This is a genomic window from Lujinxingia vulgaris, from assembly GCF_007997015.1.
GTDB classification, from domain to species: Bacteria; Myxococcota_A; Bradymonadia; order Bradymonadales; family Bradymonadaceae; genus Lujinxingia; species Lujinxingia vulgaris.
Genome location: NZ_VOSM01000005.1, coordinates 121,282 through 136,484, shown reverse-complemented (window position 1 = coordinate 136,484; position 15,203 = coordinate 121,282). Strand labels below are relative to the sequence as shown.

Here is a 15,203-nt window from a genome sequence, read left to right as displayed (position 1 = left end):
CGTTTAATCCTCCAGGCCGCGGCCGGTGAGCTCCAGAAAGACATCTTCGAGGGAGGCGCGCCGCACCATCGCCGGGTGGTCGGGTAAGTTTTTGGTCAGGTCGCCGACCAGCGCTTCGGGACTTTCCACGTAGAGGAGCACGCGGTCGCGCAGGTGCTCCACGCGTTGCGCGCGCTCAAGGAACGGCCGGGCATGGTCGGGAAGTGGCCCGCGGCGCAGGCTGAGCTCGATGACCTGCGGGGCGCTGCAGCGGGCGATGAGGCCTGTGGGGGTGTCGCAGGCCACGATGCGCCCCTGGTCCATGATGGCGATGCGGTCGCAGAGGCGCTCGGCCTCGTCCATGTAGTGCGTCGTGAGCACAAGCGTGACGTTGTCTTCGCGCAGGCGCGCCAGGCCGTCCCAGACGTTCTGGCGAGCGCGGGGATCGAGGCCGGTGGAGGGCTCATCCAGAATCACGTTGCGGGGGCGGCTGATGAGCCCGCGCGCGATCATCAGCCGGCGCTTCATGCCCCCGGAGAGGGCCTGCACCCGCTGGTCGGATTTTTCAACCAGGCCCGCAAACTCCAAAAGCTCGTCGCAGCGCCGGTTCGCCTCGGCGGTCGACATGCCGTAAAAGCGGCAAAACACCCGCAGGTTTTCGCGCACCGTCGTCTCGGTATCCAGATTATCTTCCTGGGCGACGACGCCCATCTGCGCTTTGATCTGGCGGTCGAAGTCGCCGCTGGCCGCGTCCAGCCCCAGCACCTCCAGCTGGCCGCCGTCCACCGGAGACGCCCGGTAGATCATGCGCATCGTGGTCGTCTTGCCCGCGCCGTTCGGCCCCAGAAAACCAAAACACTCCCCGCGCTCAATCTCAAAATCGATGCCGTCGACGGCCACAAACTCGCCAAAATTTCGACGCAGGCCGCGCGCCAGCACCGCCGGCGCTTTTTCGTTCAGGGTGGGAGATGAAGCGTCAGGAGGCATCGCTGGAACTCCGTTTTTTCTAATCAGGTTTTTCTAATCAGGTTTTTCTAATCAGGTTTTTCTAATCAGGGTTTTTGATCAGGGGTTTTCGAACAAAAAATGAGATGCAGGGGGCTCTGCCAGGGCTCTGCGGAGTCGGTTGTAGCAGAGGAGGGAGGATGGGCGCGACGGGCACGATGGCGGGGCGGGAGGTTGAGATGTAAAATTATGTTATTGGGTTTGCGTGCGAGGAGAAATGGGATATCGGGGGGCGACGCGTCGCAGGGCGCGGCAGGTGAGGCCCTGAAGCACGATAGCGCACAATCAGGAGGTGCAGGTTGAAACACGAGCAGCAGCGTAGCGTTCTGAAGGGATGGATGAAGCTCAAGGGCCTGATGGGCGCGGCGGTGGCGCTGGGGGTGATGGCGTCGGCGTCGCTGGCGAGCGCGCAGGAGAGCGAGGCGGTCGAGGAGGAGGCGGAGGCGGAGGCGATTGTCTTCGGCCTGGATCTCTTTCCTTACGTGGGGACGTCGTCGGCGCTTCCGGACGCCCCGCGCGTGGTGTCGTTCAATATGGTCGGGGGCCTGAGCGGGGGAACGCGGCTCTTTGAGTTGGGGGGCGCGCTGAATATCAACACCGGGGATGTGCGCGGCGTGCAGGTGGGCGGGGCGGCCAACATCAACCGCGCAAGCCGCGCCGGGGTGCAGGTGGGCGGGGCGCTCAACCTCAACGGCGGCCAGGTCAGCGGCGTGGGTGTGGGCGGAGCGGCCAATATCAATGGCGGGGATGTCGCCGGGGTGCAGGTGGGCGGGGCGCTCAACGTCAACCGCGGCGATGTCGCAGGCGTGCAGGTAGGCGGGGCGGCCAATATCAATGGCGGAGATTTTCGGGGCGTGCAGGTGGGCGGGGCGCTCAACCTGACCCGCGGCGATATGCACGGGCTGCAGATCGGCGCGGTGAATATCACCGGCGGCAAAGCCCGCGGATTTCAGATCGGGGCGGTCAATATCGCCGATGGCGAGCACGTCGGCATCGCCGCGGTGGGCATCTACCGCGGGGGCTACGTCTACCCGCAGGTCGACGTCTCCGATGAGGGGTTTGTGCAGGCGGGCATCAGGCACGGGGCGGGGGCCTTCTACCACAGCTACGCCCTGGGCACGCAGGCATTCGGCCGCGGCGAGGGCCAGGGGCCGGGGCTCGCGCTCTCGATTCGTATGGGGTGGCGCAAAGCGCTGAGCGAGGCGGTGGAGTTTTCGCTCGACGCCGGCGCCACCTCGTTGATTGGCGAGGGGGGGCATAACCCCTTCTCACTCTACAAGGTGCGCCCGATGGTGGCGGTGGAGCTCGGGGAGCGCCTGGCGCTCTTCGGCGGTCCGACGCTCAGCCTGGACGTGGCCAACAGCGCGGAGGGCGCGCTGCCGGAGGGGCTCCTCGGCGGCTGGATGTTCGGCGACCAGGTTCAGCTGCGGCCCGGCGCAACGGTGGGGCTTCGGGTGCTGACGCGCTGATCGTCCTGGTAAAGTGCCAGGCTCGTCAGCTGGCGAGGGTATGTATGAGAGCGCGGTCCGGGGCATGGTCGATGCCTCGGACTGCGCTTTTTCATATTTATATAGTTAAAGGGATGGGGGATGGCCTCGGGTGGGGAAAAGTCGCGTCCGAAACGATGCTATGTCGCAAAATACCACGGTGGGGGTGGGGTCGACGCGATGGATTGTGCCAGACTGTCACGGTCGGGTGGGGGGTAAGGTGATGGCATGTTGCAAAATACCACGGTGGGGGTGGGGTCGAAGCGATGGTCTGTTGCAAAATACCACGGTGGGGGTGGGGGCGAGGCGATGGTCTGTGCCAGATTGTCGCGTTTTTGGGGAATTGGGGGGATGGGGGGGTGAGCGGCCGACCTTCGAGGCACAACCCGCGAAGGAGTAAATTAGGGCGTTTTTCATCCCAATTCGATCATTCATTGCCTGTCCCGTGGTGTCGCGTCGCTTTAGCCTTGAAGGCGTAGTGCGGGCTCAACCCCATTGGGAGGCTCGCTTCGTCGGCAATACAATAACATTGAGGGGGGGCGCGTGTGATGGCCTTCCTGAAAGTTGGAGGCTCATGATGGAAGGACAGCAGCAAGAACAATCGTTTTTGAAGGGTTTTAAGGGCGGGTTGGGTCTGATCGCGGCGCTCTTTTTTGTCTTCGTGCTCGCCCCCTGCGCGATGTGCGGCGGATTGGCGGTACTGGGCAATACGGTAGGGGAGTCCGAATCGACCCGAGAGATGGCGGCGATCGAGCAAGAGGTGGACGACGTGCTGAGCGGCCGAAGGCCACCGACGGCGGAGAAGGAAGAGTCGGATTCGCCAGGCGCATCGGGTGAGTCGCGCCCATCGCCGCGAGGCAAGTGGCATGTGGACGTGAGAACCTCGGAGATGGATGACTCGAAGACGGTGGTCCTTGCGTTGGACTCGGAGAATCGAGTCGAGAACTGGCTCAGTCAAAAGAAGCAGGCCCGGTTGTTGATCCGTTGCCAGGAGAATCGGACCTCGGCCTATGTGAATACGGGCATGCAGGCGAACCCTGAGCTGGGAAATTACAATAAAGCCCACGCGCGTATTCGACTGGATCAAGACGAACCGAAGCGAGTGAACATGAGCGAGTCGACTGACGGGGAGGCTCTGTTCTTTCCCGGGAGCACCCGGTATCCCAAAATGATGGAAGGTAAGACGAAAATGCTTTTTGAGTTTACGCCCTTTAATCAGGGCAATGTTCGTTTCGAGTTTGATTTGACAGGCATCGATGAGGTTTTGCCTCAGGTCAAGGAGGCGTGTGGCTGGGGTTAAATGGTCTTTTTTAGTCGTCGGGGCGCTTTGAGCCCCGGCGCCCATCCTGCTACAACGAGCGCTCAATCCGACGATGGTGAGATGGTGTGCTCAGGGAGCAAACGTGGCGAGGTGGCGGGCCTGAGGGGCGCGCGCACGTGATGCCGGGGAGGTGGCGATGGTTTTGGAGACGTTGGAGCAGTGGATCCTGCCGGTGGCTGCGGTGGTTGCCGGCGTGGGGGGTGTGGGGGCGATCGCCTACTATCTGTGGCGCCTGCAGCGCGTCGATGCGTTCTGGGAGGCGTTTCGGGAGGCCCGGGGGTGGGATAAGCCGCATGATAAGCTGATGGATATCGCGCTCAAGGCCGAGACTCGTCAGGGAGCGGTGCGCATGCAGGCGGGGTACACCGAGGGGGGGAACGGTCGCCCTCCTCTTTTTGTGTTGCGTTTTGATTTTGATGCGCCCTTTCCCGAGGAGCTCAAGGTCATACCGCGTCGATCGGATCTTCGTGAGCAGCCTGCCGATGCGCGTTTTGGGCCCGAAGACTGGAAATTTCATCATGAGTTCTCGGTCCATAAGCCCTCGCCGGAGTGTGAGGTGTTCGGGCGCCTGGCCAACCCGGAGTTTGCGCAGGTGATGCTGGAACTGAAGCGTCCCGGGGTGAGGCTGTGGTTGAAGGAGGGGAGATTAAGCCTGACGCATACGATGCGGCTGACGCTGGATCAGGAGGTGCTCGGGAGGCTTATCGATGAGGCGATGGCACACGCGCAGAAGATCGCGGCGATGTCGGGGCTCACGCCCCTCGAGGATGAGCCGCCGAAGAGCGAACCTGGGGGCGCGGAAGTGAATGATGTTTGGGAGCGGGAGGTGGCGAGCTCCAGGGTGGAATGGTGAGGGGGCTAAACGTTTGTTCTAAACATGAGAGGGGTGGGTATGGATATGACCTTTGACGAGATCGGCAATCTTATCTCCTGGATCTTCGGGTTCGCGCTTTTTGCGACGATCGGGGCGGTGCTCTGGGGAGTCTGGAAGTACGATGATCCCCTTCGGGATATTCGTATTGCGCGGGGATGGAAACTTGTGGAGATCGAGGAGGGAAACGCCACGTGGAGGATCGTCATTCGTGTGGGGTCGATGCGTTTTCGCATAGGGAAGATGCACCTGGGAGACGACTACCGGCGAGGTTTGTCGTATGGCTGGGCGTTTGACCTGGAGTTTGATGCGCCTTTTCCTGGCGAGCTTGTGGTGGGGCAGCAGGGAGCGGAGGCGGGGAAGAGGCTGGATTTGCGTTTGATGGAGGTGGACGACACGTTTTTTGAGGCGTTTCCGGGGCACATACCCGGGGAGCGAGCGATGACGTCACCCTTGATGAAGGCGCGATTTGTGGAGCTGCTCGAGGCGTTTGAAAAGGATGACTACCGCCTGAGGTTGGCGGGGCGCCGGATTTGCATCTTCACGACCGAGGATCCCATAACGGAGAAGCGCCTGGAGGAGCACATCGATCGATGTCTGGAGGCCGGCAAGGAGATCGCGGCGTTGGCGGGGCTTAGCGGGGGGGGACATGCGTGGCAGAAAGTGCAGGGGGAGGAGTCCCTCGCGCGCGAGGCGTGGGGGCAGGAGGAGGTGCGCTCGCCGGTGGAGTGGTAAGGGGATGGTGAGAAAGGCCCGTTAAATACATTTGAATAGAGAGGGGAGGACTTCGTCTAAGCAGGCGACGCAAAACAACGTGAGCTTTTCCAGAAGATTCGCCACAGGCGAACGCCCGGAGAAGTTGAATATGACCATGGTCTTACAAACCGTGGTCGGAATGCTCTGTAGCGCGCGATGCCTGCGGGGTTTCTGCGCGTAAATACACTTTAATTTCAGTCTTTTGTGCGACATAGGGTGGTGTGATGAAGACGATGTCAACACGAGAAATTTCCGGAATTTCGCTCCTGTCCACCGTGGGAGTTGTGCTGGCGCTCGGCGTCATGGGGGCCGGGTGTGAGGGCTGTACGAGTTATTTTGAGCCCGAGAACAACCTGGAGGTCTACGAGGGGGCGCAGCCCGAAGAGGTGGAGTTTGCCTCGTACTGTCAGGGCGTGGAGCTGTCACGGCAGGGGGCCGAGCCCTTTGAGCGGGTGGACATCGATCTGCAGGTGTTCGATGTGGATGTGGAGGGGCCGAAGCTGCGGGAGGGGCTTTTTGTCGCCGAGGTGATTTATGGCGAGGGGGAGGGCGAGTCGTACACGATGCCGGTGTATTACGATGTGGTGGAAGAGACGCACTTTATCGTCTCGCCGCATCATCCCGACTCGTTGGAGGGGGGGCCGGTGGGGCTTCGATTTGACGATGGTCAGACGGCCTGTGAGGGGGAGTTTGACTGGGAGGTGGAGGCTTTGCCGCCGGCGCCGGGCGCGCTCATCGAGGCGTTGGAGACGAGCTCGGAGCTGGCCGTCGAGCTTCTGGCGACCTACGGGCTTACAGCACAGGAGGTGATGAGCGGGGATCTGGAGCAGATCCCTGTGATGGCGATACCGCTTGCGATTCAAGCCTGGGCGACGGCCCATCCCGACAATCCCGACTCGCTCAAGCGCCAGATCGAGGAGGGGCGTCTGGCGCTTTCTCCAGACGCCGAAGATCTGGAGGCGGTCGACCGGATCGTGGGCAAGCTCGGATTTGCGACGCGAAATCGCGAGGCGATTCTCGAGGTGGCGGAGCTTGAGGCCGAAGGGTTTGAGACCCGTTATACCGACCGCGGCCCCTCGGAGGGGTTGGGTTTTGGCGACGATCTGGGGAGCCGCCAGCAGGGCATCTGCGGCAGTCTGAGCCGATTTGTGGAGGTGGAGATCAACTCCTCAGACGACCTCTCCTATTACATGCGAAAGGCGGCCACCTCGGAGGCGTTGGCCGAAAGCACGGCGATGGTGGCGCAGGCGGTCGGGCTGCTTTCCAGCATTCCGGCACCCTCGGCGATTGTGGGTAAGTTGCTGGGCATCTTTTTAACGATCGATCAGCTGATGAAGAGCGCGCACGCCAACGCGTATCCCCGAGAACTTTACGCACCGGAGGTTCGAAGCTACGCGCCGAACTTTCTGGAGGACTACACACAGGCGGAGGAGTGGTCTGACTACTATATCTCGGCCAAGGCGCCCGGTTGGGATGTGACCAAAGATATCGGACAGCAGCTCGCCGGTCTGGCCTTTTCGCTGGCGGGGCGTTTTGACAAGGCCACCGGTCGTCAGAGTGACTCGGTGATCAACGAGCTTCTCGACAGCTTTGGGCTTGAAGACGATCTGGGGCGCGAAATCAGCGAGGCGTTGTTGGGATTTGTTCAGCAGCTCGGTCCGATGGAGTCGCTGGGGGGATGGCTCGATGGCAGCGGTGCGTGTGTGCTCAATCCGGGGCCCTGGGAGAACATTCGGGTGGGGATGACCGGCTCGAAGCTCAAGGTGGAGTACCCGGGGAAGATCGGGTCGCGGGCCAACGGCGCTGATGTTCGGGAAGGATTTTGTGTGGATGGAGGGCCGGGCGGTGTGCTCAACAGCTATGAGCCGCAGCGTTTCGGGGAGGGAGCGATCGAGGTGAAGGCCAATGGCTCTCGAGCGCATTTTCCGCCGGAGAGTAATGAAGGTAGCTCCCGCTGGGTTAAGAATATTGCGATTTTGCCCATTGAGGTTGTGATGGAGACGCCGAATGTGGCGGCGTTGCCCGGGGAGACGGTCACGTTGGAAGCAACCATTGAGAATGCCCACGACCCCTCCGGGATCTGGGAGGTTGTGATGGGTGAGGCGACCCTGGAGAACGAGCGGCGCAACGATAATCAGCTCAGCGTGGATGTGGTGCTGCCGGATAACGAGGAGGCGTTTCCGGTGGTCGTAGAGCTGCGGAGTCGTTCGAGCCGGGGCTTGCGTAGCGCGACGTGTGACCCGGTGCCGCGGACGGCGACCGCAGTGATCCGCGATGAATCCTTTTTGCGCATCAACCCTCGCGCGCGCTGTTTGAGCGAGGATGAAACACATCAGTTTGAGGCGGAGTACGCCAGCGCCGATCCGAGCGCACGGCCGGTGTGGTCGGCCAGCGACGGGAGCATCTCGCAAAACGGCCTCTTTGTGCCCGGAGAGGCTGAGGAGGTGACCATCACCGCTCGTCTGGAGGGGACGGAGCTGACGGATTCGGTGCGGGTGCGGGTGGGGCATTGCGAGTGTTTCTACGACATCCGGGTCAGTGGGATGGCCAACGGCACCATGGGTGCCTTCATGGGCATTACCGGTCTTTATGCGGATGGCATGCTGCTCATTGAGATGGGATATGAAAACCAACCCAACCTGCATGTGATCACCGCCGAGGTGCCCGGACCTTTCCCAACCGTGGTGCCTGCCGGGGGTGGGGTGCATCTTGAGGAGATCTATTATGGTGTTTTGCAGACCCCGGCGGCCTGGCTTGATGAAGAGACGGCAACGCTCATGATCACCCGCTGGACGCCCCAGGGGTATGTGGAGGGACGTCTGCGAGGCTACTCGCCGGGAGGTCTGGCGCGTTATGGCGGTGAAAATGTGCCTTATATGGGGGGAGCTTATATCGAGATCGACTTTATGGCGCCGATCCGCACCGCGGAGAGTCCACTGGGCGGTTTGTTTACAGACTGCCCGCTGCGTCGCGAAGAAGGCTCATTGCTCTAACCCGAAGGTGGTGCGCGCTTGATGTCAGTGGGCTCGACGGGCGAAAAAGAGGCTGGACGCGCGGCGGTGAGCTTCTATGCTGGCTCCACTCCCATTCAGGGTTTGGAATCGACGGGTTGAAAGGATTGAAGCGACGCGGCGTTGCGCGTGCGCGGACATGGAGTGTGTGCGGCGATGGGTAAGGAAAAAACGGGTGAAGAATCGACGCTTAAGCAGATCGGGGGCATGGTGGCCCTCGGGTTGTTTGGTGTGATGGTGGTCGCCAGCTTTCTGACCGACACGGTCTCTGCGGAGCTGGAGTGTGTGGGGTCCAGGTGCCGCATCGCGCATACCTCGCGCATCGGCACGACGAGCTATGGGGATGTGTTTGATGTGAGTCGCATCAAGCAGGTGGAGCGGAGCTATTATCAGCCCAGCGGTCGCTCGAGCCGTCAGGGATTGTTTAGTGACTACGAGTACTACGTCACGGTGACGATGCCCGATGAGTTTTCGGGCTCGCGGGTCAGTGAGGCGATGCCGGCGGATCTGGTCGACCCGCTGGTGCAGCGCATTGATATGATGCGGACGGTGCGGGGGCGCTGAGCGTCGGGCGGCGTGAATGCTCAGCCGCGCTGGTTACGTGTGATCCAGCGATCCAGCGCGTTGGCAAAGGCCTGTTTCTGGGACTGACCGTAGGGAGGCGGGCCGCCGGTCATCACGCCCAGGTCGCGCAGCTCTTCTTTGAAGTCGCGCATATTTAAGGCCTCGCGCACGTTTTCGGCGTCGAGCTCGCGGCCGTAGGCCGTAATCACTTCGCAGCCGCGCTCAATCACGCGGTCGGCCAGGGGGATGTCGGCGGTGATCACCAGATCGCCGGCCTCACAGTGTTCCACGATGTAGTCGTCGGCCACGTCGGCGCCGGCGGGTACCACGACCGTCTGCACGCGGGCGGCGCGGGGTTTGGGGAGCCAGCGGTTGGCGACGAGCATCACGTCGACGCCGCGGGTCAGGGAGGCTTTGGTCAAAATATCTTTGACGGCGCCGGGGGCGGCGTCGGCGTCGACCCAGATGGTCATGGGGGCTTCCGGGGTTGGGGTGGCGAGTGGGGGGCGCGCGTCGGCGACCTCTGTCGATCTGACAATCGGATAAGGGTGTAGCGCAGCGGACGGGGCGTTGTCAGCGCTCTTCTGGCGCTGCGTCGCCGGGAGCGATTCCTTGAAATCGCACCGTATGGCGTGCACCTTTGGGCGCGTCGGTTGGAACTCAGGAGCGCAGCGAAGGCAGGAGACGATGGGCAGCGAAGACGATTTAGAGGTTGGCGATGGCGTGGTGATCCCGGGGTGGGAGCTCTACTTCACGAGCACGCGCTCGGGGGGCCCGGGGGGCCAGCATGCCAACACGTCCAACACGCGGGTCATTTTGCACTGGCCGGTGGCGCAGACCACCGCGCTCGACGAGGCGCAGAAGCGGCGAGTGATGGCGCGTCTGTCGGGGTACATCAATGAGGAGGGGGTGATGATGATGGCGTCGAGTGAGACGCGCAGTCAGCATCGCAATAAGGAAGACGCGCGAAAGCGCATGGCCGAACGGGTGCATAAAGCCCTGCAGCGGCCCAAGCGCCGGGTGCGCACCAAGCCCTCGCGGGCGGCGAAGCGCCGGCGTGTCGAGGAGAAGCGGCGCCGGGGGGAGAAGAAGGCGTTGAGGAAGGCACCCAAACGTCGGGATTGGTGATGAGGAGCAGCAGGGGAGGGGCAGTGTTACGATGGGGGTGGGAAGAAGGAGCCAGGAAGACGCTCTTATAAGAGTGGCCCAGGGAATGACTGCGGCGCGCATCGAGCCGATGGCAACACGGCAGTCGTTGGCGCGAATGGGATTGAATACATCGGGAGGATGGCATGCAAGGTGGCAGAAGATGGATGGGCGCGGCGCTCTTTATGGTCGTGGCGGGCGTGGGATGTGCGGCTGATCGGGGCGGGGAAGATGCGGCCGGCGAGGTCGCCTCGGCACGCGCACCGGTCGAGGATGAGCAGACCCGCGCGGCCAATGCGCGATTTGCGGTCACGGTGGTCCATGAGGGGGAGATGGAGACGCGCGTCTACGACGGGCTGGGCTCGCAGCACTCCGCCTTTGCCGGGCTGGTGGTGCCCGGGGCCACCGGGATGTGGCGCTGGGAGGAGGGCACCCGCCAGGTTGCCCAGCCCGACTGCGGCTGCGTCTCGGAGCAGATGATGGAGGGGGCGGAGGAGCCCGATCCGAAGGCGTGTTTGACGGATCGAGCGGTGATGACCGGGCGTTTTATCAACGACACCACCGGGGAGTCCTGGGCGCCGGAAGAGACGACGATGGCGCCGGAGGATCGCTGGTGGGAGGTGTCGATGACCCCGGTCGGGGCGGTCGGCAGCGTGGGGCTTGTGACCCTGTGTGTGGATTCGTACTACTGCGGTGCGGCCCACCCGGGGGTGGAGTGCGAGCAGCTGGCGATCGACTTCAGCGGCGGGGAGCCAACGCAGGTGGAGGTGGGTGCGTTGAGCGCGGCGCTGGGGGCGGAGCATTTTGAGGGGCTGAAGCTCGGCCTGGAAGAAGACGTGGAGGTCGAGCCCGGCGACGGCACTCTGGTGGCGCTTACGCCCTCCTGGGACGCCGAGGAGGGCCGCCTTTTCGCCGAGCAGCATTACGCCTTCGGGGCGTGTTATGCGTGCAGCGACGGGGAGTGGTCTTCGTATACGGTCTCGACCTATGTGGACGAGCGCCCGCTCAACGCCGAGGTGGCCGGAGAGCGGCCCCCGCAGGGGCTTCGCGACCTGTTGAGCGCCTCGGGCTGGGAGGTGCGCGCGGTCAGCCCGGTGCCCCGGATGGCGGTGGCGACGCCTGCGGTGGATTGACCATCACGCTGGCCTGTTTGAAGGGGCTGGAGGTCGAGTTCACCTCCTCGAAATGATCAAAAAAACCCGGCGCGGATGCGCCGGGTTTTTTAATGCCGATCGTGAACTTACGGTGATGCGATGTCTCTTCGTTCAGGCGACATCACCATGGGTTCACAGCCGCAGCTCCCTGATTGAAAAAATCAATCGCGCGGGGGCTTGGGGCCTTTGCGGTGGCTGAACTTCTTGCGGGTGTTGCGCGAGGCGTTACGCCCGGAGCTCTTGCGGCTCTCGCTGCGCGCGGGCTTCGCCGAGCGCGAGGACTTGGAGCTGCGCGAGGATTTGGAGCTGCGCGAGCCGCGACCCTTCGAGCGGCCGCGATGCTTCGAGGAGCGGCTCTTCTTGCCGTTGGAGGCGCGATGCGAGCTGGGGGTGATGGCGTTGAGGTCGGCCATCGTCGGGGGCTTCAGGGCGTCGCCGGCGGCAAGCAGTGAGGCAGCCGCGGCCACCTCCGTCATGTGGAAGCCCTCATCGACCAGGCCCTTGACCAGGTCGTAATGGGGGGAGAGCAGGTCGGGCTTCTCGGTGAGCACCTTGCGCAGTTTGGCGGCGTGCTCGTCGGCGGCGCGGCGCTCCACATCGGCCGCCGAGGGGATCTGCATCGGGGTGACGCTGGTCTTCATCTTGCGCTCGACCTGGCGAATAAACGCCATCTGTCGGTTGGAGATCAGGCTCACCGCCATACCTTCGCGCCCGGCGCGGCCGGTGCGGCCGACGCGGTGGGTGTAGGTATCGACGTCGAAGGGCAGGTCGTAGTTGACGACCAGGCTTAAGTGGTCGACGTCCAGACCGCGGGCGGCCACGTCGGTGCCCACGACCACATCGAGCTGGCGCTCACGCAGGCGGTTGACGACCAGCTCGCGCTGGTGCTGCCCCAGGTCGCCGTTGAGCGCCTGGGCGCGGTGGCCGAGCTCATTGAGCTTTTGCGCGATCTCTTCGGTGTCGGCGCGGCGCTGAGCGAAGACCAGAACACCCTCGTGGTCGCTGGCGCGCAGCAGACGGTCGAGCGCGAAGAATTTTTCCGGGTAGCGCAGACGGATAAAGCGCTGCTCGATGGTCGACTCGGCCTGCGAGGCGATCATCACGCTGCGCGGCTGGTCGAGGTGTTTCTGAGCCACGGCCTCAATAGCGCGGGGCATCGTCGCCGAGAAAAGGGCGGTGCGGCGCTCTTTGGGCGTGGCTTCCAGGATCGTCTCGACGTCGTCGATAAAGCCCATGCGCAGCATCTCGTCGGCTTCGTCGAGCACCAGCGCGCGGACCTGATCCAGTCGCAGGCTCTGGCGACGCATATGATCGAGCACACGACCCGGGGTGCCCACCACCACGTGCACGCCGCGGCGAAGATCGTGGAGCTGACCCACGATCGAGGTGCCGCCGTAGATCGGAAGAATGCGCAGACCGGCGCGGTGGCTGGCGTAGGTCTCCATCGCTTCGGCGATCTGAATGGCGAGCTCACGCGTCGGGGTCAAAATCAGACCCTGCACCGCGTTGACGTTCAGGTCGATGGCGCTGAGCATCGGCAGCGCAAACGCCGCCGTTTTGCCGGTGCCGGTGCGGGCCTGGCCGATGATATCGTGGCCGGCAAGAAGAAGCGGAATCGCCCCGGCCTGAATCGGCGTGGGCGAATCGTAGCCGGCGTCGGTCACGGCGCTGAGGATCGCGTCGCTCAGGCCCAGCTGGCGGAAGGTAGACGGGGGGATAGACGCAGAAGCGTCGACAGAGATGCTCATGATGACTCCATGGTGCCGTAAAAAGGAAATGACGCCGTGAGCGATCGTTGATGCTGTGTCTGCTGCGTTGAGAGCACCAGCGACATCAACTTCTGATCATTGCGTCGTAACGAGCCAGACCCTTTTTTTGGCGACCTCACTTTCGGGAGCATCGGAGCAAAAGGATAGCGCGCTCGGGAAATCGGCAAGTGTGCCCGGCGCTTAGCTCTTCTCAAGACTCGAGTGGACCGTTGAGGCGACACTCGGCAAGCGGCTTGTGACAGCGTTGAGCTCAAAGGTCAAGCGCGATACATCTTTGCGCTGCGAATCCGGCCGGTGGCCGGCCTCTTTAATCCACGTTCTGGAGCATGAACGCCTGTGGAAGACGACGACTTGAAAATCCTTCGCGAGCGCCTGCAGGCTCGCCGCGCCGAGCTGATGGCTCAGGGCGATATTGGCGTCGACCCCAACCGCCCCTCGGCGGTGGAGCACGCCGATGAAGACGAGCAGCCCCTCAACGAGATGAACCAGGTGATCGCCTCGAAGCGAAACCGCATGCGGGTGGAGGAGCTGCGCAAGATCGAGGCGGCGCTCGAGCGTATGGCGGCCGACCCCGAGGAGTTCGGGCTATGTCTGGACTGCGATGAGCCCATTCCCCTGCGCCGCCTGGAGCTGATGCCCTGGGCGACCTTATGCGTACCCTGTCAGTCGAAGCGCTCCGGGCCGCGACGGGACGGGAGACGGCGGCATTTGCGGGATTTTGATGATTTTTGATGATTTTTGATGATTAAGGGGGGATTTTGAGCGCTTCGTGGCTCGCTACGCTTTCGATATACCCCGAAGGGGGCGTAAAGGGGTTCGCGGGCCTATCGTGAAAGGGATGGCGAGGGGGTCGAGGGGTTCGCGAGCCTATCGCGAAAGGCATGGTGAGGGGGTCGAGGGGTTCGCGGGCCTATCGCGAAAGGCATGGCGAGGGGGTCGAGGGGTTCGCGGGCCTATCGCGAAAGGCATGGCGAGGGGGTCGAGGGGTTCGCGGGCCTATCGCGAAAGGCATGGCGAGGGGGTCGAGGGGTTCGCGGGCCTATCGCGAAAGGCATGGCGAGGGGGTCGAGGGGTTCGCGGGCCTATCGCGAAAGGCATGGCGAGGGGGGCGAGGGGATAGAAAGACGCGCACAGGCGGAAAGCGACGCCGGGTCGTCGTGCAATTGACGTCGGCGACGCACTTTGTCAGCCTCGGCACTCATCGAATCGTTGAGAGGCCGCGGCTCGGTGGGAGCCGCGTGAAGCCGAGGAGCGAGCATGCGATGCGAGCGATGTGGTGGTCGAAACCCCTCCAACGCCAGGAACTGTCTGCATTGTGCCGAGCTGTTGACCGGCGCTGGCGCGACCGCTGAGGCGGGGGGAGGGGCGCAAGAAACGAGCGCCTGGTCGGGGAGCCAGGGTGGGGCGGGAGGCGCTGGGGCGCCGCGCTCGGGAGGTTCGCCCCGGGGCGGTGCCTACCCGCAGCAGGGGGCATCGGTGGGGTTTGGCGCCTCGTTATCCGACCTCGGCAGGCCGGCGGAGGGGGCCGAGCCCCCGGGGGGACCGGGCCTGCCGCCAGGCAGCGCGCCATCCTTCGGGAGTTTCTCCTCGCCGGCAGGTAACTCTCGGCCTGACTCGTCGCCCTCTTCGAGCGCGTCCGGCGCCGGGGCCTGGGGGGCGACGAAGGTCACCCGCGGCGCCGACGGCACCTACCACATTGGCGGCCGCGGCGGCACATTAGGGGCCGTGGGAGCGATCGTGTTGAGCGTGTTCCTGGTCTGGGCTATCGCCACCGGTCGCGTGGAGGGCTGGCTGCAGGGCGCCGGCTTTGAGCGTCATTATAAGGTGATGCTCTGCGAGCGCGGGGGCTTAAGCGCCTCGGAGCGCGAGCAGGCCCGCGCTGCAGGCCTGACGCGCGACATGAGCGAAGAGTCGCGCCGCCGCCGGAAGCTCGACCGACAGTACGCCGGCAACGACGCCGCTTCGCAGCGCCGCAGACGCGAGCGCCGTGAAGAGTGCTGGAGTCGGGATGTGGGCCGGGTGCAACCTGAAAAGAGCGCGCTGCCAGAAGGAGCCCATATCAAATCGTATTATAAAAAAGAGGCAGGCGGCGAGGGGTAGACGGCGGCCATGCAGACATCTTTCGCTGTCATGCGATCAG

13 protein-coding genes are annotated in these 15,203 nt (G+C 63.5%); 10 read left to right on the top strand and 3 right to left on the bottom strand.

All coding sequences use genetic code 11. The features are described from left to right. Positions 1-3: 3 nt before the first annotated feature. Entirely contained in the window at positions 4-966 is a 963-nt protein-coding gene (locus tag FRC98_RS11960) for an ABC transporter ATP-binding protein (protein WP_146981675.1), read from the bottom strand. Between the two features lie 317 nt (positions 967-1,283). Here FRC98_RS11960 and FRC98_RS11955 point away from each other — a divergent pair, with 317 nt between their 5' ends. The 6 genes from FRC98_RS11955 (at position 1,284) to FRC98_RS11930 (ending at position 8,994) form a co-directional block, all read left to right on the top strand. After that, on the top strand, positions 1,284-2,453 hold the full coding sequence (locus tag FRC98_RS11955) for a hypothetical protein (RefSeq protein ID WP_146981674.1): 1,170 nt from the start codon (positions 1,284-1,286) through the stop codon (positions 2,451-2,453). 595 nt (positions 2,454-3,048) lie between these two features. After that, positions 3,049-3,771, top strand: coding sequence for a hypothetical protein (locus FRC98_RS11950; protein ID WP_230467534.1), 723 nt, complete (start codon positions 3,049-3,051; stop codon positions 3,769-3,771). Between the two features lie 157 nt (positions 3,772-3,928). Beyond that, positions 3,929-4,645, top strand: a complete 717-nt coding sequence (locus tag FRC98_RS11945; RefSeq protein WP_146981672.1) for a hypothetical protein — start codon at positions 3,929-3,931, stop codon at positions 4,643-4,645. Between the two features lie 39 nt (positions 4,646-4,684). After that, positions 4,685-5,398, top strand: a complete 714-nt coding sequence (locus FRC98_RS11940; RefSeq protein ID WP_146981671.1) for a hypothetical protein — start codon at positions 4,685-4,687, stop codon at positions 5,396-5,398. Positions 5,399-5,643: 245 nt separating this feature from the next. Further along, positions 5,644-8,412, top strand: coding sequence for an Ig-like domain-containing protein (locus FRC98_RS11935; protein ID WP_146981670.1), 2,769 nt, complete (start codon positions 5,644-5,646; stop codon positions 8,410-8,412). Between the two features lie 174 nt (positions 8,413-8,586). Further along, complete coding sequence (locus tag FRC98_RS11930) at positions 8,587-8,994, top strand: hypothetical protein (protein WP_146981669.1); 408 nt, start codon at positions 8,587-8,589, stop codon at positions 8,992-8,994. Positions 8,995-9,014: 20 nt separating this feature from the next. On the opposite strand, the gene FRC98_RS11925 is transcribed toward FRC98_RS11930, so the two are convergent. Further along, a complete protein-coding gene (locus FRC98_RS11925) occupies positions 9,015-9,467 on the bottom strand; it encodes a YaiI/YqxD family protein (RefSeq protein ID WP_146981668.1) in 453 nt (150 codons plus the stop codon). A gap of 214 nt (positions 9,468-9,681) precedes the next feature. Between FRC98_RS11925 and arfB the strand changes: the two genes are divergently transcribed. Then, positions 9,682-10,122 (top strand): alternative ribosome rescue aminoacyl-tRNA hydrolase ArfB, encoded by a 441-nt coding sequence (arfB, locus tag FRC98_RS11920; protein WP_146981667.1) that lies wholly within the window; start codon positions 9,682-9,684, stop codon positions 10,120-10,122. A gap of 164 nt (positions 10,123-10,286) precedes the next feature. Further along, the gene (locus FRC98_RS11915; RefSeq protein WP_146981666.1) at positions 10,287-11,273 is read left to right on the top strand and encodes a hypothetical protein; all 987 of its coding nucleotides are present in this window, start codon (positions 10,287-10,289) and stop codon (positions 11,271-11,273) included. 182 nt (positions 11,274-11,455) lie between these two features. Here FRC98_RS11915 and FRC98_RS11910 read toward each other — a convergent pair whose 3' ends face one another. Continuing rightward, complete coding sequence (locus FRC98_RS11910) at positions 11,456-13,042, bottom strand: DEAD/DEAH box helicase (RefSeq protein WP_146981665.1); 1,587 nt, start codon at positions 13,040-13,042, stop codon at positions 11,456-11,458. A 357-nt stretch (positions 13,043-13,399) separates the two neighbouring features. Here FRC98_RS11910 and FRC98_RS11905 point away from each other — a divergent pair, with 357 nt between their 5' ends. Continuing rightward, on the top strand, positions 13,400-13,795 hold the full coding sequence (locus tag FRC98_RS11905) for a TraR/DksA family transcriptional regulator (RefSeq protein ID WP_146981664.1): 396 nt from the start codon (positions 13,400-13,402) through the stop codon (positions 13,793-13,795). Positions 13,796-14,800: 1,005 nt separating this feature from the next. Then, a complete protein-coding gene (locus FRC98_RS11900) occupies positions 14,801-15,163 on the top strand; it encodes a hypothetical protein (protein WP_146981663.1) in 363 nt (120 codons plus the stop codon). Positions 15,164-15,203: the final 40 nt, after the last annotated feature.